The sequence below is a fragment of the Rubneribacter badeniensis genome (assembly GCF_002899695.1).
Lineage (GTDB): Bacteria > Actinomycetota > Coriobacteriia > Coriobacteriales > Eggerthellaceae > Rubneribacter > Rubneribacter badeniensis.
This window is the reverse complement of sequence record NZ_PPEL01000001.1, coordinates 84,546-103,494: the sequence shown is the minus strand read 5'-3', so window position 1 is coordinate 103,494 and position 18,949 is coordinate 84,546. Positions and strand designations below refer to the sequence as shown.

General features: G+C 66.8%; 16 protein-coding genes. 3 read left to right on the top strand and 13 right to left on the bottom strand.

Annotated features, from left to right (window positions below):
- Positions 1–17: 17 nt before the first annotated feature.
- Positions 18–2,099, bottom strand: coding sequence for a heavy metal translocating P-type ATPase (locus C2L80_RS00420; protein WP_087195367.1), 2,082 nt, complete (start codon positions 2,097–2,099; stop codon positions 18–20).
- A gap of 7 nt (positions 2,100–2,106) precedes the next feature.
- Positions 2,107–2,400 (bottom strand): DUF6110 family protein, encoded by a 294-nt coding sequence (locus tag C2L80_RS00415; protein ID WP_087195368.1) that lies wholly within the window; start codon positions 2,398–2,400, stop codon positions 2,107–2,109.
- A 492-nt stretch (positions 2,401–2,892) separates the two neighbouring features.
- Between C2L80_RS00415 and yihA the strand changes: the two genes are divergently transcribed.
- Positions 2,893–3,483: a ribosome biogenesis GTP-binding protein YihA/YsxC gene (gene yihA, locus C2L80_RS00410; RefSeq protein WP_087195369.1), complete on the top strand. Its 591-nt coding sequence runs from the start codon at positions 2,893–2,895 to the stop codon at positions 3,481–3,483.
- A 243-nt stretch (positions 3,484–3,726) separates the two neighbouring features.
- On the opposite strand, the gene rnhA is transcribed toward yihA, so the two are convergent.
- The gene (gene rnhA, locus C2L80_RS00405) at positions 3,727–4,206 is read right to left on the bottom strand and encodes a ribonuclease HI (protein ID WP_224758758.1); all 480 of its coding nucleotides are present in this window, start codon (positions 4,204–4,206) and stop codon (positions 3,727–3,729) included.
- Positions 4,207–4,274: 68 nt separating this feature from the next.
- Entirely contained in the window at positions 4,275–5,738 is a 1,464-nt protein-coding gene (locus C2L80_RS00400; protein WP_087195413.1) for a helix-turn-helix transcriptional regulator, read from the bottom strand.
- Between the two features lie 417 nt (positions 5,739–6,155).
- Here C2L80_RS00400 and C2L80_RS00395 point away from each other — a divergent pair, with 417 nt between their 5' ends.
- Both C2L80_RS00395 and C2L80_RS00390 read left to right on the top strand, forming a co-directional pair.
- Positions 6,156–7,964, top strand: coding sequence for a molybdopterin-dependent oxidoreductase (locus C2L80_RS00395; RefSeq protein ID WP_087195370.1), 1,809 nt, complete (start codon positions 6,156–6,158; stop codon positions 7,962–7,964).
- A gap of 9 nt (positions 7,965–7,973) precedes the next feature.
- Positions 7,974–9,056: a molybdopterin-dependent oxidoreductase gene (locus tag C2L80_RS00390; RefSeq protein ID WP_087195371.1), complete on the top strand. Its 1,083-nt coding sequence runs from the start codon at positions 7,974–7,976 to the stop codon at positions 9,054–9,056.
- A gap of 53 nt (positions 9,057–9,109) precedes the next feature.
- Here the strand turns inward: C2L80_RS00390 and C2L80_RS00385 are convergent, their stop codons facing one another.
- The 9 genes from C2L80_RS00385 to hisA all read right to left on the bottom strand — a co-directional run bounded on the left by C2L80_RS00385 (position 9,110) and on the right by hisA (position 18,947).
- Positions 9,110–9,628, bottom strand: a complete 519-nt coding sequence (locus tag C2L80_RS00385) for a methyltransferase family protein (protein ID WP_087195372.1) — start codon at positions 9,626–9,628, stop codon at positions 9,110–9,112.
- A 252-nt stretch (positions 9,629–9,880) separates the two neighbouring features.
- Complete coding sequence (locus tag C2L80_RS00380) at positions 9,881–11,908, bottom strand: methionine--tRNA ligase (protein WP_087195373.1); 2,028 nt, start codon at positions 11,906–11,908, stop codon at positions 9,881–9,883.
- Positions 11,889–12,950: a signal peptide peptidase SppA gene (sppA, locus tag C2L80_RS00375; protein WP_087195374.1), complete on the bottom strand. Its 1,062-nt coding sequence runs from the start codon at positions 12,948–12,950 to the stop codon at positions 11,889–11,891. The genes C2L80_RS00380 and sppA overlap by 20 nt, the downstream gene beginning before the upstream one ends.
- A 169-nt stretch (positions 12,951–13,119) precedes the next feature.
- On the bottom strand, positions 13,120–14,790 hold the full coding sequence (gene rho, locus C2L80_RS00370; protein WP_087195375.1) for a transcription termination factor Rho: 1,671 nt from the start codon (positions 14,788–14,790) through the stop codon (positions 13,120–13,122).
- Complete coding sequence (fsa, locus tag C2L80_RS00365) at positions 14,787–15,449, bottom strand: fructose-6-phosphate aldolase (protein WP_087195376.1); 663 nt, start codon at positions 15,447–15,449, stop codon at positions 14,787–14,789. Before fsa ends, rho begins: the two co-directional genes overlap by 4 nt.
- Positions 15,450–15,718: 269 nt before the next feature.
- Entirely contained in the window at positions 15,719–16,048 is a 330-nt protein-coding gene (gene hisI / locus C2L80_RS00360; protein ID WP_087195377.1) for a phosphoribosyl-AMP cyclohydrolase, read from the bottom strand.
- Between the two features lie 72 nt (positions 16,049–16,120).
- Positions 16,121–17,116, bottom strand: a complete 996-nt coding sequence (locus C2L80_RS00355) for a PDDEXK nuclease domain-containing protein (protein ID WP_087195378.1) — start codon at positions 17,114–17,116, stop codon at positions 16,121–16,123.
- Between the two features lie 153 nt (positions 17,117–17,269).
- Positions 17,270–18,034, bottom strand: coding sequence for an imidazole glycerol phosphate synthase subunit HisF (gene hisF, locus C2L80_RS00350; RefSeq protein ID WP_087195379.1), 765 nt, complete (start codon positions 18,032–18,034; stop codon positions 17,270–17,272).
- Positions 18,035–18,215: 181 nt separating this feature from the next.
- Complete coding sequence (hisA, locus tag C2L80_RS00345; RefSeq protein WP_087195380.1) at positions 18,216–18,947, bottom strand: 1-(5-phosphoribosyl)-5-[(5-phosphoribosylamino)methylideneamino]imidazole-4-carboxamide isomerase; 732 nt, start codon at positions 18,945–18,947, stop codon at positions 18,216–18,218.
- Between the last annotated feature and the right edge of the window lie 2 nt (positions 18,948–18,949).

Genomic DNA, 18,949 nt, shown 5'->3' with positions numbered 1-18,949 from the left:
CGATCGCGCCGAAGGGCCTACGTTCGGTAAGAACCCGCGTTGCGCAAGCTCAGCGCAACCGTCGAGGCGTTGTGCAGAAGCGAGGAGGCCTGCGGCGTGACGAGCCCTCCGATGCCCGCCGCCAAAAGAGCGGAGTTGATGGCGACGACCTCCTTGAACGAGGAGTCCAGCCGCTCGGTCAGCTCGCTGCTCAAACGGCGAAGCGACACAAGCGCCGAAAGGTCCCCGCCGGTCAGCGTGATGTCGGCCACCTCGCGGGCCACCGCCGTCCCCTGCCCCATGGCTATCCCGACGTCGGCCAGCGAAAGCGCGGGCGCGTCGTTCACGCCGTCGCCCACCATCGCCACCGTGCGCCCCTCGGCCTTCAGGCGCTCGACGAACGCGTGCTTGTCCTCGGGCAGCAGGTTCGCCTCGAACTCGGTCACGCCCGCCTCGGCCGCGATGCGCGCGGCAGTGCGCTCGTTGTCGCCCGTCAGCATCACCACGCGCTCGAACCCGAGCGCGCGCAGCTCGGCTACCGCCCGCGCCACGCCCTCCTTGAGCGGATCCTCGATGCCGATGACGCCGACGAGCTCGCCGTCCACCGCCAAGTACAGAGGCGAGAGGCCCTCGGATTCGCGGGCGACGCGCTCGGCCTGCTCGGCCGAGATGGGAACCCCCTCGTCCTCCACGACGAAGTGCTCCGATCCGATGACCACCCGCTTGCCGTCGAGCGACGAGGCGATGCCGTGGGCCACGATGTACTCCACGTCGGCGTGCCGCTCGCGGTGCTTGAGGTTCTTCTCGGCGGCCGCCCGCACCACGGCCCGCGCCACCGGATGGGGGAAGTGCTCCTCAAGGCAGGCCGCAAGGCGCAGCACCTCGCGGCGGTTCCATCCGTCGAGCGCGAGCACGCACGCCACCTTCGGCGTGGCCTCGGTGAGGGTGCCGGTCTTGTCGAACACGATGGTGTCGGCGCGCGCCATGGCCTCGAAGTGCTTCGACCCCTTCACCGTGAAGCCGGCCTGAGCGCTTTGCCGCATGGCCGACAGCACGGCGATGGAGCCGGTCAGCTTGAGCGCGCAGGAGTAGTCCACCATGAGCGCGGCCGACGTCTTGGCAAGGCTGCGCGTCGCAAGCGCCACGACGCCCGCCAAAAGGAAGTTCCACGGCACGATGCGGTCGGCAAGCCGCTCCATGCGCGATTGCGTCTCGGACTTGAACGCCTCCGACTGCTCCACCAACGACACGATGGAGCGCAGCTTCGTCTCTCCCGCGTCCGCCGTCACCCGCACGACGATCTCGCCGTCCTCCACGGCGGTGCCGGCGAACACGTTGTCCCCGGCGACGCGCTCCACGGACAAAGGCTCGCCGGTGAGCGCCGCCTGGTTCACCATCGCGGTGCCGCGCACCACCTCGCCGTCCACGCACACGGGCATGCCGGTGCGCACCGCGATGAGGTCTCCGGGGGCAAGCTCGGAGGCGGGTACCTGGCGCTCCTCGTCGCCGTCGAGCAGCTGCGCCGTCTCCGGCAGGTCGAGCAGCGCCTCGATGAGCGCCCCCTCCGAACGCGAGCGCGTGTACTCCTCGAGCGTCTCGCCCACGTTCAAAAGCAGCATGGTCTGTCCGGCGGTGCGCGGGTCGCGCTTGGCGAAGGACATGCCGATGGCGGCGGCGTCCAGCACGGGCACGTCGAGCCGCGCGCTGGCAAGCGAGCGCAGCCCCGCGCGCAGGAAGTGCCGGTAGCGCCACGCGGTCACGACCGCCGCGAGCGGCTTGGGAAGGAACCACCGGCGCAGGAAGTGCTCTCCCGCCAGGCGCGCAAGATCGAGGAGAAGCGATTGCGAGCGCGAGGCAAGCGCCAGCCCGCATCCCGCACGCGCTTGTTCGACCGCCTCCGCGTCGATCCCCGCCAAATGCGCGAGCACGCGCCCGCGCGCGTCCTCGCCACCTCGGTACGCCACCGCAAGGGCGCCGATGCGCGGATACGCCGTCGAGCGCACGACGTCCGGGCATGCCCCCACCGCCCGGCACAGCGCGTCCACGTCGGCCGCGGGCACAGGGCCCGCCAGCCTCACGCGCACGCGCCCCGGGATCTCCCTCGTTATCGAGAACTCCATCGCCGAGCTACTTCGAAGACTTCTTGGCGGCCTTCTCCTCGGAAGCCGGCGCGGGCGCCTCCTCGGGCGCGGGCTCCGAGGCGGTCTGCACGCTCAGGTACGTCGCCTCGGCCACGATGTCGTCCACCTCGGCCTTGGCCTGCTCGACGATGCCCTCGTAGGCGGCCTTGGCCTGCAAGCCCTTCGCCACGCCGTGCACGTAGCACTTCCTGGCCGTCTGGCTGGTCAGAAGCTTCACGCCCACCGTGCCCAGCAGAAAGCCCGCGCCGATCAGCCAGCCGCCCTTCTTCGGAAAATCCATGATGCGTCCCCTTTCCGACGTTCTCCGTCCTCGTGCAACTTGACAGTTGCACCTCATTAACTTTTTTAAGATACTGGCACCAGGTTCAAAAGTCAATCGGAAAGCGCCGCGAACCGGAGGCTCGCGCAGATCGAAGGATCGTGCGCCCCATGAAACGGCGTATGCCCGGCGAACTCGGAAGGAGCGTCTTTCATGAAGCAGCATCGATTCTGGGCTTGGGCGAGCTTGGCCTGTATGGTCCTGGCGTTCTACACCGGAAAGAAGCACCGCTAAGGTCGCAGCGCCGAAGGAGGGCGCGGACGGGAGCTCCGTACCGCCGGACGGGCGGGAGGGGAGGCACGCAGAGGACGCCGTTCGCGAAGGTTCGGCGAAGTCCGCGCGCCTCCCCTCCCGCCCGCGCCCTCCTTCGGGTACCATGGCGGCGAACCAGGTAGACCACCGCCTCTCGGCCCTCGGTGCCGAGGGCCGAAAGCAGCCGAAAGGGGCGCGCCCATGAACATCAACAACGTGGTTTTCGAGCGGTCGTTCGGCACGTCGTCGCAGCTGCCCGCCTCCACCCTGCCCGAGATCGCGTTCGCCGGACGATCGAACGTGGGCAAGTCGTCGCTTCTGAACAAGCTGTTCAACCGCAAGGGGCTGGCGAAGGTGTCCCAGACGCCGGGCAAGACCGCCACCATCAACTTCTTCGCGTGCGACGGCGTGCGCTTCGTCGACCTGCCGGGATACGGCTACGCCAAGGTGTCGAAATCCGAGAAGGAACGCTGGTCGGAGCTCATCGAGGGCTATTTCAACCAAGATCGCGACTTGGCGCTCGTGGTGTCGCTCGTGGACATCCGGCACGCGGCGTCGGCGCTCGACGAGGGGATGGTGGGCTTTCTGCGCGAGGTCGGTCTGCCTTTCGCCGTGGCCCTTACGAAAGCGGACAAGCTGAGCCGCCAGCAGCAGATGAAGCAGAGAAGCGCCATCATGCGGCAGCTGGGCCTCGCCTCCGACGTGCCCGTGGTGGTGTGCTCGTCGGAGAAGGGCACGGGCATCGACGAGCTGCGCGCGCTCATCGCGGCCGCGGCGACCCGGGAGCCGTAACGCCTTCGGGCGCATACGGCTGAAGTGTCGGAGGCAGAGGACGGCGGCAACCCGCCGCCGCACTGGCCCCGAGCGCGTCGCGAAGGATGCGAGCGCCGAGGCCGACCTGGGCGGCCTCGGCGCTTCCGCGATCACCTCGACGAGGAGCCAGCGCGCGAGCCCTTCGCTTCCCGGCGGGCCCGCGCGCTCGAAAGCCCAGGCCCTTGGCACACGGCGCGGGCGCGCCCGACCGCGACCGAGCCCCTACCCTTCGAACCCCGCATCGACGAGACGGCCCTTCCCGTCGGCGGCGGCGGTGGCCAGCTCGTCGCACCGCTCGTTTTCGGGATGCCCCGCGTGCCCTTTCACCCACACGAACTCCACCTTGTGCGGTCGCTTGGCTTCGAGCAGCCGCTTCCACAGATCGGCGTTCTTCACGGGCTGCTTCTGCGCGTTTTTCCATCCGCGCTTGAGCCAGCCGTCCACCCAGTGCTGGTTGAAGGCGTTCACCACATACTGGGAATCGGAGTACAGCGTGATGTCGCAGGGGCTTTTGAGCGCTTCGAGCGCCGCGATGACGCCGAGCAGCTCCATGCGGTTGTTCGTCGTGCGCTCGAAGCCCTGGGAGAGCTCCTTTTCATGCACGCGCCCGTTGCGGTCGACGAAGCGCATGAGGGCGCCGAAGCCGCCCGGCCCGGGGTTTCCGCGGGCCGCCCCGTCGGTGAAGATATCTACATGGAGCACGGCGTGCGCCTTTCGCATCGGGATCAAAACGAGGGCAGCATCATACCATGCGGCGCCCTCGAGCCGCCTCACTTCCAGATGAGGTCCATCATCTCCTGGCGGTCGTGCACGCCCATCTTCGCGTAGATGTGGGTGACGTGCGTCTTCACCGTCCCTCCCGACAACACGAGCTCCTCTTGGATGAACGCGCGCGTGCGGCCCTGCGCGAGCAGCGTGAACACCTCCGTCTCGCGCGGCGACAGCCCGTAGCGCCGCGCGATCTCCGAGCATGTGTCGGCCACCGTCTCCGACAGCGGCGAGGCCTCCCCCGCACGGCAGACCGCCTCCCCGTCGCGCCGGCCGGCGAACCAGGTGGCGCACAGGGCCGCGACCACAAGCGCGTAGGTGGCCAGCATGACGAGCAGCGTGTCGACGATGGCCGCGCGGCTGAGCAGCAGAACCCAGGCGACGGACGTGAGGGCGTAGACGAAGCAGGCCGCGCCCATCACGCGGTACGGGGAGACGTCGAGCACGTCGAGCGCGCACGCGACGACAGCCCAGAACAGCAGGTGCGCGAGCAGCTCGTCGATCTGGATGACCCCGGTGAGGAACCTGAGCGGCTCCGCAGTCGGGTTCGCCTGTATGGCCACGACGAACAAGCCCGCCAAGATGAGCAGGAGCGCTGGCTGGAAACGGACAGCCAGCGCGCTGTCGGCCATGCGCACGAGAGCGGCCCAGGCGAACAGCGCCACGCAGCCCGCGGGCAACGCGACGCCGGTGAACCAGGGGAGATCGGCTGAGATGTTCGCGTTCGTGTCGCCCCACATGCCCAGATAGCTGACCGACCTGATGACCGCGAGCACCACGGCCGCAGTGGCCAGGAGGATGGCCATGGCGCGACGATCCGCCACCGAGGAGGCGGGAGGACGAGGCCGCGACGGCACGCCGAACACCGTGCGCACGCGAGGCACCTCCTGCCGCGCAGAACCCTCGCCGCCGCCCGAACCCGCCCGCGCGGCGGCGACGGCCCCTTCGAATGCGAACGCAGAGGCCAACGGCGCCGCCATGGCCGCGACCACCTGCCCGCCAGGATCGACGCACGCCGTGAGCAGCAGAAGGACGGGAAGCTTGACCACAAGGCCCCCTGCGACGGCGGCCACCGTGCAAGTCTGCCCTTGAGCGCGCACGAGCAAGAGGACGAAGCGGGCGACGAGCCAGAAGTAGCACGCGCCCGCCACGAACAGCCCGCCCACGGCAAGCGCCGAGGCGTCGAAGAACGTCTGATGGTACGAAAGCCCGAAGCAGGCCGTGCCGAACGCGGCCAGAAGCGGCAAGACGAACCTGAGCACGCCGTCGGCGTGCCTGAGGGCGCGCGGAGCAAGTGCGAACGCAAGGGATGACGCAAGGATGCCCGCCAGGAAGAACAGCCGCGGGTTCATCCAGTCCTCCATGCCCGAAGCCGACGACAGGAAGCCGAGCGTATGGCCCATGAGCGTGCACCACACCAGGTTGAGCCCCAGCCCGCACGCCGCAAGCGCCACACACGCGTTCATATGCAAGCCCAGCTTCCTCGCCATCGCAAAGAGCCCCCCCCCCCGCATCCGTTCCGAACCGCCCGTGCTTTCACGAGCATGTCGGACATTATCGCACGACCAAGCGCCCAGCGCATCCCTCATCTTTCTGCCCAGCCACCAATGATGGATTTATTTTTCGAGGTCAAAAGCGCATCCACCAAAATGTCCGATACGCGCGGGCACCAAAGCGAGGCGAATACGACCCCTGGGGGATGGCGCGCGGGCGCAAGCGAAGCCTACGATGGCCTCAACCGTCGAGCGCCGAAGCGCGCCCGCAGCGCCGCACGAGATGAAAGGAGGGAGCGAGACGGGCGAGGCGCGAAATTCGAGGGACGCACGCGCGCCGCAGACGGAACGAAACGAACGAGAGGAAAACCGACAAGGAGAGGGGGACCGATGAGATTCAACAAGCACCTCGTGGTCGCGACGACCTGCCTGGTGTGCGGAGTCGCGCTCGCAGCCGGATGCGCGCCGCAGCAAGCAGCCGACGGTGGCAAAGCCGCGGAAGACGGCTCGGCGTCGCAATCGCAAGGCGAGCAGGAGCAGACCCTCACGCCCGAGCAGCAAGCCGTCGTGGACGGAGCCGAAGGCACCACCGACGCCGACATCAACGAGGACGTCTACCCCGGCAAGGAGTACCTCGACGGCCTGTGGGATCGTTGGGAGGCGATCGGCGAAGAGTACGCGCCCGAGGTGAGGACGCTTCCCAACGGGCAGATGGTGCAGCGCACGCCCACCGAGTATGCGGTCGACCCCGACGCGTGGCAGATTCAGGCGGGCAGCAACTCGTACAACACCTACTGGCTCGATGCCGACAACCGCGGCTGCGAATCCTGCCATGCCGACATGAACGCACTGCTGAAGAACCTCCCCTACGAGCATCCCGTGGCCTGGAACGACGAGCTGGACAGTAAGATGACCGTTCAGCAGTGCCTGTTTTGCCATTCGTACGCGCCCGGCTACATCTCCAAGCAGTACGAGTTCGGCACGCTCATGCACGCAGTCCACTACAGCAGCCGCAACAAAACCGAGTTCGCCAACGACTATCAAGGCGACTGCATGTCCTGCCACAACGCCACCGAGAACGGCGAAGGGCTGGAGCTGTGGGATGCCACGAAGTACGACCGCCTGTGGGGCATCAACGACGTGGAGAACGTGCAGGGCGAGTTCTCGATCGACCAGGAGAAAACCCAGGACCAAAGCGGCGTGTTCTCGTACGACTGGATGCACGCCTACTATGACAACATGCGCCACGGCGCAGGCGTGAACGGCCTCAACCTCGAGATGCCGCAAAGCCTGTTCGACGAATGGACCATCACCGTCGACGGCAGCGTGAACGCGCCGTACACCGCGAAGCTGCCCGACCTCATCGCCGAAGCCGAGGCGGACGGCGCCGTGGTGACCAAGACCTCGAAGATGGTGTGCAACTGGAATCCGGTGGGAGGTGGCGGCGTCACGAACACCGAGATCACGGGCATTCCGGTGAGCTGGCTTGTCGAGAAGGCCGGCGGCATGACCGACGGCGCCACCGGCGTGCAGGCGCTGCGCGCAGACGGCAGCTCCAAGCGCGCGTTCCCCAAGGCGAAGGTCGAATCGGACGAGGCGCTGCTCGTGTACAAGATCGGCGGCGAGTACCTCGACGCGACGCGCGGCTATCCGTGCACGAACTGGGTCGAGGGCGTGGACGCCCAGATCAACTCGAAGCAGATCGACACCTACCACGTCACCGACGAGGACATCGACTACGCCGACAAATGGGCCGGCAACCCCAACGGCTGGCAGAACGAGGACGGCGTGGCCATGAACAAGCCCAACGCCACCATCCTCGGCGTGCCCGACGGCTTGCTCGTGCAGAACGGCCAGCCCTACACGTTCAACGGCTACGTGGACGGCTTCGACGAGAAGATCGCAAGCGTCGAATTCTCGATGGACCAAGGCAAGACATGGACGAAGTACGATTTGGGCGACACCGACCGCAACAAGCTCGTGTGGTGGAGCTTCACCTACACGCCCGAGCTGGAAGGGGCATACTGCCTGACCATCCGGGCCACCACCGAAAGCGGCCAGCAGAGCTACGAGACGCAGACCGTCATGTTCAACGCCAAGGACAAGCTGCCCAGCCCCGAGGAGACGACCGTGCTTGAAACGGCGTCGCTCGTCCCGCCGAAGGTCGAGGCCGCGAAGTCCGAAGAGCAGAGCGAATAGGAGGACGCCATGGCTTTCAAAACCACTCGAAGGGTCGCCGGCGGCGTGGCAGGCTCCGCCTTGCTCGCGCTCGGCGCTGCGACGGCGGCAGGGGGCGCGGCGGCTGCCCAGCCCCAGATCGCCGACGCCGACCCCTCCTCCACCACGCACGTGGTGAACGACCGCGAGGTGCTCGCGCACTGGATCGACGTGGACGACGCCTCGGTGCGCCTCGCGAACGTCGAAGGGTCCTTCTCCTTCAACCAGGAGGGAACGACGCCCAACGACGAGCTGTTCAACGTGTTCGGCACGGCTTTGACCAGCATGTGCTCGAAGCCCGCCGTCGAGCTCGCCGACGCCGAGGGCGGCGTGGCGAACTTCTACGTCAACGTGGGCGGGAACGTGAAGAAGACCTTCACCGTGGACGTGCGCGACCTTGCCGAAGACAAGAGCCAGGAGACGACGATGGCGTGCTCGTGCGCCACCGGCATGCCCTTCGGCCAGGCGACCGTCATGGGCGTTCCGCTGTCGGCTGTCGTGGAGATGGCCGACCTCGAGGACGGCGTGAACACGGTGACGGCCTACGGCGCGGACGGATTCGGGCAGCCGCTGCCGCTGCGCTACGCGCTCGAGAAGAACGCGCTGCTCGTGTACCAAGTGAACGGAGAAGAACTCTCCTCGACCGCCGACTCCAGCCTTCAACTGTGGATGCCCGAGACCGTGGCGCGCTACTTCACGCGCAACGTCGTGGACATCGAGCTGACGAAGGAGGCCGAAGAGCCGGAGCTTCAGACGGTCGATCCGTGCTACCGCAACAAGGTCAACATCATGAACTACGCCGACGGATGCGTGTTCAAGGCCGGAGACGAGATCACGTTCGAAGGCGTTGCCGACGATATGGGAAGCCCCATCACAGCCGTCGAGTTCTCCTTCGACAACGGCGCCACCTGGACGTCGTGCGCAACCGAGGGGGCCACGGCCGACAAATGGGTGAACTGGCAGTTCACCACCTCGTTCGAGGAGGCGGGCGACTACCGCATGACCGTGCGCGCCAAAACCGCCGACGGAGAGGTGTCGCCCCTCGCGGCAACCCTCGTGTTCGAAGTGGCCTAGGCCGAGATCGCTCGCACCGTGCGCCCCGCCTGCCGTTTGCAGACGGGGCGTTTCTATAGGTACCGGCGCACGGTGCCCAGGTAGGCGCGGTAGGCATCGCCGAAGGTGGCGAGGCACCAGCGCTCTTCGGCCTTGATGATCCCATGGGCCGACGCTTGGAACACCGCGAGGAGAACGAACAGGGCGACGGACTGCAAAAGCAGCGCGCACCCGGCGAAGTACAGGAAGTACGCCACGTACATCGGGTTGCGCGACAGGCGGTAGACGCCGCGGTCCACAAGGCCGCTCGGCGACGGATGGGCGAACTGCACCGTCGACACGGCGAGCAGGACAACGCCCGCCCCGTGCACGACGACTCCTGCGCCGAACAGGCACGGCGGCTCCAACTTGATGCTGAGGAAGCACGGGAACACGATGAGGGCGACGTTGGAGATCTGGTACAGTCCGTAGGCGATCTTCTCGCGACCCGCCAGCGGCGCAAAGCGCGCCGCCCGCGCAAGCGCGTCCTTGCTCACGGCGTACAGCAAGCCGAACCGAATGAGAAACAAAGGAATCACCAGCAGAAACCCCATGAGGCAATCCTTCCTGTTCGAGCTGGCGGCGCGAAACCCTCCTCTTGGCGCGGGCCTGCTCCCCGGCTCGGAACCCTTCTTTCGGCGCGGGAGGCGATCCGCGGGCAAAGGGGCGCGCCGCGTCGATTCGGGAAGGGCGCGGCGTGCTGTCGGCGCGGCTGGGAACGCCCGCGCCCCTGCCAAGCCACGCGCCAGAAAAAGGGGGCCTCCGCAAAAAGAAGAGGGCCCGCCGAGCGGCAGGGCCCCTCCATCCTATTTGCGCTGGCTCGGGTGCTTCTCGAAGAAGTCGAAGCGCGGGGGCAGCTCGCGGATGCGGTGACGGCCCTCGTCCTGCTCGCTGGCGCTGCACAGCTCGTCCATGCCCTCGAAATCGTAGTTCCAGCTGAAGAAGTCGTCGAACTCGAAGCTCAGGTAGTCGCAGATCCGCTCCGTGCCGAAGGGAACCACGGGGTGCATGAGCAGCGTCGCCACCCGCAAAAGGAAAAACGAATCCACGAGCACCTGGCGGCGCGCCGCGTCGTCGCCCGCAAGCTCCGCCTGCCGGATGCCGTCGGTCCAGCGCTTGTTCGCCCAGCGGATGAACCCGTCCATGAGCGACATGACGGAATGCAGCTCCACGCGATGCATCATCTCGTCATAGGCTGTCAGCGTCTCCTGAGCCTTCTCCACCACCTCGGACGACACCTCTCCGAGCGGCAGGTACCCCTCGAAGCTCTTCTGCGCCTCGTAGAAGCAGCTGCGCGCCAGACGGTTGAACACGTTCGTGAGCAGCGCGCCCTCCTTGAGGACCGGATCGGCCACGCGCGGGTCGGCCAGCTCCTCGGGCGTGGCAAGGTAGGGTTTGGGCTTGAAGCCCACCGACTTCTGATCGAGGCCGAGCGCAAGAAAATGCGCGCGCAGCTGCTCGACCGTGTAATGATCCAACAGCTCGTCGGCAGACGGCGGCTTCACCGCCCCCGACGAGGAGGCCTTCTTGTCCCCGAACAGGATGTGATGGTTCGCCACGAGCGTGGTCTGGCGGATGGGATGCTCCGACGGGCCGGGGGCGAGGATGTCGCCGGGGCGCAGCGCCTCGATCATGGCGGGCTGCGCCACGCCGTAGAAGTACAGGTTGTCCTGGCCGATGAACTGGAAGACCTCGGCGTCCTCCGAGCACCACCAGTCGCGCCAGCTGCCGCGCGGCAAGCCCATCTGGTCGTTCACCGCCATCGTGAACGACATGGGCGCCCACAGGCTTTCAGGCCAGCACCACACGGTAAGGCCCTCCAAGCCGTCGATGACGGGCGCCGCGACGCCCCATTCGATGTTGCCGGTGATGCGGAACGGCACGAGCGCCTTGCCCGTGCGGAAGCGGATGTCCGCGCGGGCCAGCACCTCGCGCGCGGCGTCGCGCGCTTCGATGTCGGCGAACTCGATCTCGAAGCTCTGCTTGCCCTTCTCGGCCTCGCGCAGCGCATGCGGCGGCAGCTCTCCCGCCACCGCCTCGTAGGCCTCGCGCGCCTCGTTCTTCACGTAGATGACCGGGGGCGCCAAGAACTCCTTGATGGTCTGCGGCACGATGGCGCGCACGTCCGGGTCGGCCTCGAGCGCCGCCACGTGATCGCGCAGAAAGTCGGCAAACGCGGGCAGGTCGAAGTACCAGTTCTCCACCGGGCGCATCTCGGGCACCGTGCCCGTGAGCGTCGACTTCGGCGCGATGAGGTCCTCGGGCGCGTAGCTGTGGCCGAGGTCGCACTCGTCGGCGTAGCCGTGCTCGGACTTGCAGCCCTGCACGGGGCAGCGGCCCTGCACCTGCCGGCCGTTGAGGAACGTGCCCGCCTCGGCGTCGTAGAACTGCAGCGTGGCGCGCTTGTGCAGATGCCCGTTCTCGTGCAGCTTCTCGATGAACTTCTCGCTGATGAGCTGGTGCACATCGCCCGAATGCCCGATGTTGGAGCCTTCGTAGATGTCGAGGCTGATGCCGAAGGCCGAAAGCGTCGCCTTCTGGCGCTCGTGGTTGGCCAGCACGTACTCCTCGATAGTGCCGTCGAACTCCCCCGCCTCCACAAGCTTGCGGTAGCCCTCGTTGATGGGCGAGCCGAAGCAATCCGTGCCGCTGATGAAGCGGACGTTCGCCGCGCCGATGCGGTCGCGCAGAAAGCGCGCGAAGGCGTCGGCCGGCACGAACACGCCGGCGATGTGGCCGAAATGCAGGGCCTTGTTGCCGTAGGGCATGCCCGCCGTGACGACGGCCCGCTTGGGCCAGGACGTGCGTTCTGTGTTAGTGTGCGATGCTGCCATCGTCTTCAAGCTCCTTCAACGCAAGTGCGATATCGTCGGCAGAGGCGCCGCGTGCGGACATCAGGTCGAGCAAGCTGGACAGGCCGTCGCCCGCCGGCCCCAGATCGGTCGTCGCATAGCGTTCGACGCCCGCCAGCTCGGCCGCCTTCGCCACCGCATCCTCCTTCGTGCCGATCTCGTCGGCCAGACCGTTCTCCACAGCCTCCATGCCGGTGAACGTGAGCCCGGTGGCCAGCGTGCGCACCTCGTCCTCGGTCATGCCACGACCCTCGGCCACGGTCTGGATGAACGTCTCGTTGATCTGGTCGACCTGGTCTTGGTAGTACGCGCGCTCCTCCTCGGTGAGCGGGCGCGTGCCGTAGCTCGAGTCCTTGCTGTCGGAGCTCGTGACGTTGTCCACCGATATGCCGAGCTTCTCCATGAGCCCGGACAGATCGGTGATCTGCATGGCCGTGCCGATGGCGCCGATGGCCGTGGTCTTGGCGGTGAAGATATAGTCGGCCTGCGAGGATATCTCGTAGGCGGCGCTCGCGTTCATGGAGGCGCTCGACACCACGACGGGCTTGCCGGTGTCCTCGCGGAACTGCCGCACGTAGGCGGCCATCTCCTCGCCAGCTGTGGCGGTGCCGCCGCCGGAGTCCACGCGCAGCACCACGGCCTTGACGTGGTCGTTGTCCGCGGCGACGTCGAGCTGCGCCTTCAAGCCCTCGGGGCTGCACGTCGTGCCGTCGTATTGGATGGTCCCCTCGATGTCGATGACGGCCACCGCATCGCCGGTGAGGTAGTCGAGGTCGCTCGCGCCGCCGGAGCCCAAAGAGCCCATGGACGATGCGAACATCGACGTGCACGACACCATGCCGATGGCCGAAAGCGCGAACACGCACAGAACCGCCACGAGCGCGACGATCCAGCCGCGGCTTTTCCTCGGCGGCGGCGCGTAGGCGGGCTGCTGAAACGCGCCCGGAACTGGCGGTGGACACGCAGGCTGCGAGGCGGGCTGCTGCCACACCTGCTGCTGCCAGTTGCCATTGTCTTGGGACATGCTCCCTCCTCAGTCGGACGTGGAACCATACTACCGCGAAACTCAAAAGACCGCGTCGGTCGAAAGCGGTTGTCCCGGGCATCTCCACGAGCGCGACCCGCCTTCTCCCTTCCTTTTCGAAGCCGCCCCGCCGCCCGCGCTCGATCGGGCAGCGGAAGCGAGGGGCCGATCAGAACTCGATGGCGCCGTCGGCCTTGCTGTGCTGGGCCTTCTTGGCCGTGCGCAGCAAGAACTCCTGGTTGGTGTCGGTTTGCTTGAGCGATTTGATGAGCATGTCCATGGCGCGCTCGGTGCTGCTCGTGTTGGCCAAGATGCGGCGCACGGCCCAGATGAGCGGCGCCTCCTGCGGGTCGAGCAGCAGATCCTCCTTGCGCGTGCCGGAGGCGACCGGGTCGATGGCCGGGAAGATGCGCCGGTCGGCCAGGCTGCGGTCGAGCTTGAGCTCCATGTTGCCCGTGCCCTTGAACTCCTCGAAGATGACCTCGTCCATCTTCGACCCCGTCTCCACGAGCGCCGAGGCGAGGATGGTGAGGCTGCCGCCCCCTTCGATGTTGCGCGCGGCGCCGAGGAACTTCTTCGGCGGGTAGAGCGCCGTGGAGTCCACGCCGCCCGACAGGATGCGGCCCGACGCGGGCTGCGCCAGGTTGTAGGCGCGCGCGAGGCGCGTGAGCGAATCCAGCAGGATGACGACGTCCTTGCCGCATTCCACAAGGCGCTTCGCACGCTCGATGACGAGCTCCGACACGGCGATGTGGTTCTCGGTGGGCATGTCGAACGTGGAGGAGATCACCTCGCCTTTGATGGAGCGCTGCATGTCCGTGACCTCTTCGGGGCGCTCGTCCACAAGCAGGCACATGAGGTGCACCTCGGGATTGTTGGCGCTGATGGAGGCGGCGATGTCCTTCAGGATGGTGGTCTTGCCCGCTTTGGGCGGGCTCACGATCAGCCCGCGCTGGCCCTTGCCGATAGGGCTGACGAGGTCGATGACGCGGGCGGTGACGGTGTGCTTGCCGTGCTCCATGATCAGGCACTCGTCCGGATACACCGGCGTGAGGTCGCCGAAGCGCACGCGCGCGCCCAGCTGGTCGACCGGCGTGCCGTTCACGGACGTGACCTTCTGGATGGCGGCGTACTTCTCGTTCTCGCGCGCCGGACGCGTCTGGCCGCACACGAGATCGCCCTTGCGCAGGCCGTTGCGCCGGATGGTGGACAGCCCCACGTAGCAGTCCGTCTCGCTGGGCAGATAGCCCTGCGTGCGCAGAAAGCCGTAGCCGTCGGCGAGGATGTCGAGGATGCCCGACACCTCGATGAAGCCCTCGGCCCGCACGCTAGCCTCGAACACGGCCTCCACGAGCTCGGCCTTCTTCAGGCCCGTCACGTCCACGTTCAACTCGGCGGCCTTCTCGCGCAGCTCGGCCACCTTGAGCTTGGCCAGATCCTCGCGCGACACGCTCGGTTGCACCTCGCGCGGCCCCTGGTTGCCGTGCTGGCGACGCTGGCGGCGGGGGTTCTGGGCGCCGTTTCGACCGTTGCCCTGCTTGCCCTGGCCGCCGCCTTGTCTCTGACGGGCGCTCCCGCCCGCGCCCTGCTTGCCAGAGGCACCCGCGCCGCCTGGGCGCTTGCCCTGGCTCGCGCCCTGGCCGACGGCCTTCACCGATTTGCGCGGCGTGCGCGCAGCGCGGACGGACGACGAGGCATCGCTTTTGGCGGCGTCGGTCGCCTCCTTGGCGGGCTTGACGGCCTTCACGCTCGTGGTGCGGCGGCGCGTCGGCGCTTTCTCCTTCTGCTCGGCAGCGCCCGCAGGGGCGGCGTGCGTTTGGACCGCTTCGTTTTCGCTCATGCGCCCTGCACTTTCTCCCAGTCCTTCAGAAACGCATCGAGCCCGCGATCCGTGAGCGGATGCTGCACGCACTTCTTGAGCGCAGCGAAGGGCACCGTGGCGATGTCGGCGCCCATGAGGGCGGCCTGGGCCACGTGGTTCGCGCTGCGCACCGATGCGGCGATGATCTCGACCTCGTGGCCGAAATCGTAGTTGTTCACAGCTGCCACCACATCCTCGAGCTGTGCAAGGCCGTTCTCGGAGATGTCGTCGAAGCGGCCCACGAACGGGCTGATGTAGCGGGCGCCGGCGCGGGCGGCCATGATGGCCTGCGGCACGGTGAAGCACAGCGTCATGTTCACCGGGATGCCCTCGCTGGACAGCTGCCTCGTGGCGGCCAAGCCCTCGATCATGGTGGGCAGCTTCACCACCACGTTGTCGGCGAGGGCGGCCAACTCGCGGCCGTCGCGGATCATCTCGTCGCGCGTCATGGCCACGCTCTCAGCAGACACGGGACCGTCCACGATCTCGCAGATGCGCTTGATGTGGTTGTGGAAGTCGGCGAGCTTGCCGCCCGTGCGCGCGTAGAGCGTGGGGTTCGTGGTCACGCCCGCGAGCACGCCCCAGCTGGCCGCCTCTTCGATCTCGGCGAGATCGGCGGTGTCGAGAAAGAACTTCACCCAATCCTCCTTATAGGTTGGCTTTCCGGTTCGAAAGCGCGCACGGATGCGCGCAGGATTCCGTGATGGGGAGATGCATTGTGATGGGTTTTCTTCCTTTGGAAGACGTCAGAACTGAGTTTTATAGTATCGCATGTCCGGCCTTCGTTCAAGCGCGAAGGCGGCCTGTTCGTGGATTTGCGGTGGAGGCGGGGCTACGGATCGATGCGCGGGGCACCGAACGGAAAGAGGCGGATCGCACGGCATGCGAGACGCCGCGCGAGGATCCGTCAGCCGTCCGCGCCGATCGGGCGGAAGAAGCAGGAGCGCGCGCCCGTGTGGCAGGCGGGCCCGGCCGGACGCACGAGCGCGAGCAGCGTATCGGCGTCGCAGTCGTAGCGCAGCTCCACGACCTTCTGCACGTTTCCCGACGTGGCGCCCTTATGCCAGAGCTCCTGGCGACTGCGGCTCCAGAACACCGTCTCGCCGCGCTCGAGCGTGAGCGAAAGCGATTCGGCGCTCATCCACGCCATCATGAGCACCTCGCGCGTGTCCGCGTCCTGCACGATGCAGGGGACGAGGCCGTCGGCGTTGTAGGCCAGCTCGGGAAGGTTCGGCATGCTCTCCTCCTTTTGTTCTGCGACAAACCATTATGCACCAGCCCTTTCGCGACCGAACACCCAAACGGTCGATCAAAGGCGTTTTTCGATATCCTCTGCCGACGGCAGCAGATCGGCGAACCCCTCGGGCAGGACGTCGGCGAGCCGGCATTCGCTCACGCCGATGGGCTTTTCGACGTCGCGAAGCGAGTACTCGGCCACCACGTTGTCCTTCGTCTTGCACAGAAGCAAACCGATGCTCGGATTGTCATGCTCCGAGCACAGCAGATCGTCGACGGCTGACAGGTAGAAGTTCAGCTTCCCGACGAACTCCGGTTTGAACGGGGCGTTCTTCAACTCGACGACGATGCAGCTTCTCAGTTTGACATTGTAAAACAGCAGGTCGATATAGAAATCTTGGCCTCCTACGACAAGATGGTGCCGTCTGCCCATGAAAGCGAACCCGGTGCCGAGCTCAAGCAAAAGACCGGTGAGATTCTCCATCATCCTCTCCTCGACTTCGTGCTCGACAGCACCCTGCCGCGCGGTGATGAAGTCGAAGATGTACGGATCTTTGAGCGCCTGCTGCGCGAGCTCGCTTTCGGGAGCAGGCAGCGTTCGCTCGAAATTGTCCACCTTGCCCGCAAGCACTTGCCGCTTGTACAACTTCGATTCGATTTGATGGACGAGCACCGCGCGGCTCCAACCGTTTTCTATGGTTGCGTTCACATACCATTCGCGTTCGGGACCGGGTTTCGTCTTGTCGAGAAACTGCGTGATGTGCCCCCAGGGAATTGTGCAACAGCTGTTGCACAATTCCAAATTCACTTCTCGAGCGAACTTCGCCATGTACTTCAAACTGCGAACCGAAAAGCCCTTCAAGCCAGGGAAGGCAGCGCGGATATCCCTCGACAAAGACTCGACGAAGCCGTTTCCCCACTCCGAGCGCTCGTTGGCTAGGGTCCCTATGCGCCAATACAGAAACACCAGTTCGGCATTAGTGCTCGTGACCGCCCTTTGACGCGATTCTGCGATCTCGCGTTTCGCACGCTCGAGCACATCCATATACTCGTCGCTGTTCGCAAGCATGAGACGCCCCTTTCTCCAGCTTCGACAGAATCATGGGCTGTCCCAAAAGCTGCGAACTCTGCAGGCTCCGGTTAGGCGTTCGCCAACCTTCTACCCATAATATCAGTACAATTGTTCGCTGTCAATACGCATGCTTATCGCATGCCGAGACGCTTACAAGCGAACGGGGATGCCCTGGCTTGCCATATGCTCCTTCACTTGGCGCACGGTGAGCTCGCCGAAGTGGAAGACGCTTGCGGCCAGCACGGCGTCGGCCTCGCCTTCGATGACGCCCTCGGCGAAGTGCTCGAGCTTTCCCACGCCGCCGCTCGCGATGACGGGGACGTCCACCGCGCGCGCGACGGCACGGGTGAGCGCGCAGTCGAAGCCGTCGCGGCTGCCGTCGCGATCCATGCTGGTGAGCAGTATCTCCCCCGCCCCGCGGCGGGCGGCTTCCTGCGCCCAGGCCACGGCGTCGATGCCCGTGGCCACCCGTCCGCCGTGCACGTACACCTCCCACTTGTCTCCCGCGCCCGCAACGCGCTTCGCGTCGATGGCGCAGAGGATGGCCTGGCTGCCGAATGCGGCGGCGGCCTGGGTGATGAGCGCGGGGTTGTCCACCGCGGCCGAGTTCACCGACACCTTGTCGGCACCGGCGGCGATCATCGTGCGGATGTCGGCCACGCTGCGGAAACCGCCGCCCACGCAGTACGGCAGGTGCAGCTGCTCGCTCGCGCGGCTGGCGAGGTCCACCGTGGTGGCGCGGTCGTCGCTCGTGGCCGTGATGTCGAGGAAGATCACCTCATCAGCGCGCTCCTCGTCGTAGCGCTGCGCAAGCTCGATGGGATCGCCCGCGTCGCGCAGGTTCACGAAATTGACGCCCTTGACCACGCGCCCATCCTTGACGTCCATGCAGGGGATCACGCGTTTGGCTAGCATGGCGCGCCTCCTTTCAACAGTGGCAAACTCGCTGGTCGTTCGTAATGTCGGCAAGGGTTTCCGCAGCGTCTCGAATCGCAGGGAAGGCGAAGGCGTGGCGCGCTTCGGCACGCGAGCCTTCGGCTTCGCCGCGAGGCGGGGTGCCGCGGAAAGCCGCAGCGTCGGCAGATCGCGTCGGCCGTCAAGCCGACGCGATCCTGCAGGCGCGCACGCCGTCGGCCACCGAGAGCGCGCCCTCGTACACGGCGCGGCCCACGATGACGCCCTCGATGCAGCCCGCCACCCGACCGAGCGCCTCGATGTCGGCGAGGCCCGCCACCCCGCCCGAGGCGATGACGGGATGCCCGAACGCCTGCGCCATGCGCTCGTAAGCCGCCGGATCGATGCCCGTCTGCATGCCGTCGCGCGCGATGTCGGTGTACACGAGATGGTGGAACCCCAAGTCGGCCACGCGGCGCGCCAGCTCCTCGGCCGCCACGCCGGAGCCCTCGCGCCAACCCGCCACGGCCGCCTCCCCGCCCCGCGCGTCGATGCCGGCCGCAAGCAGCTCGCCGTAGCGCGCGACGGCGGCCTCGGCGAAGGCGGGGTCGGCCACGAGCGAGGTGCCCAGCACCACGCGCGACACGCCCGCGTCGACGAGGCGCGCGATGGTGTCGAGCGAGCGGACGCCGCCGCCCGCCTCCACCCGAAGCCGCGTCTTCTCCAGGATACGCTCGATGTGCCGCACGTTCTCGGGCGAACCCGAGCGCGCGCCGTCGAGGTCGACGACGTGCAGCCACGTCGCGCCCTCCTCTTCGAACAGCTGCGCCTGCGCGGCAGGGTCGTCATGGTACACGGTCACGCGGTCGTAGTCGCCCTTGGCGAGACGGACGGCCTTGCCGCCCAAGATGTCGATGGCCGGCAGCAGGTACACGG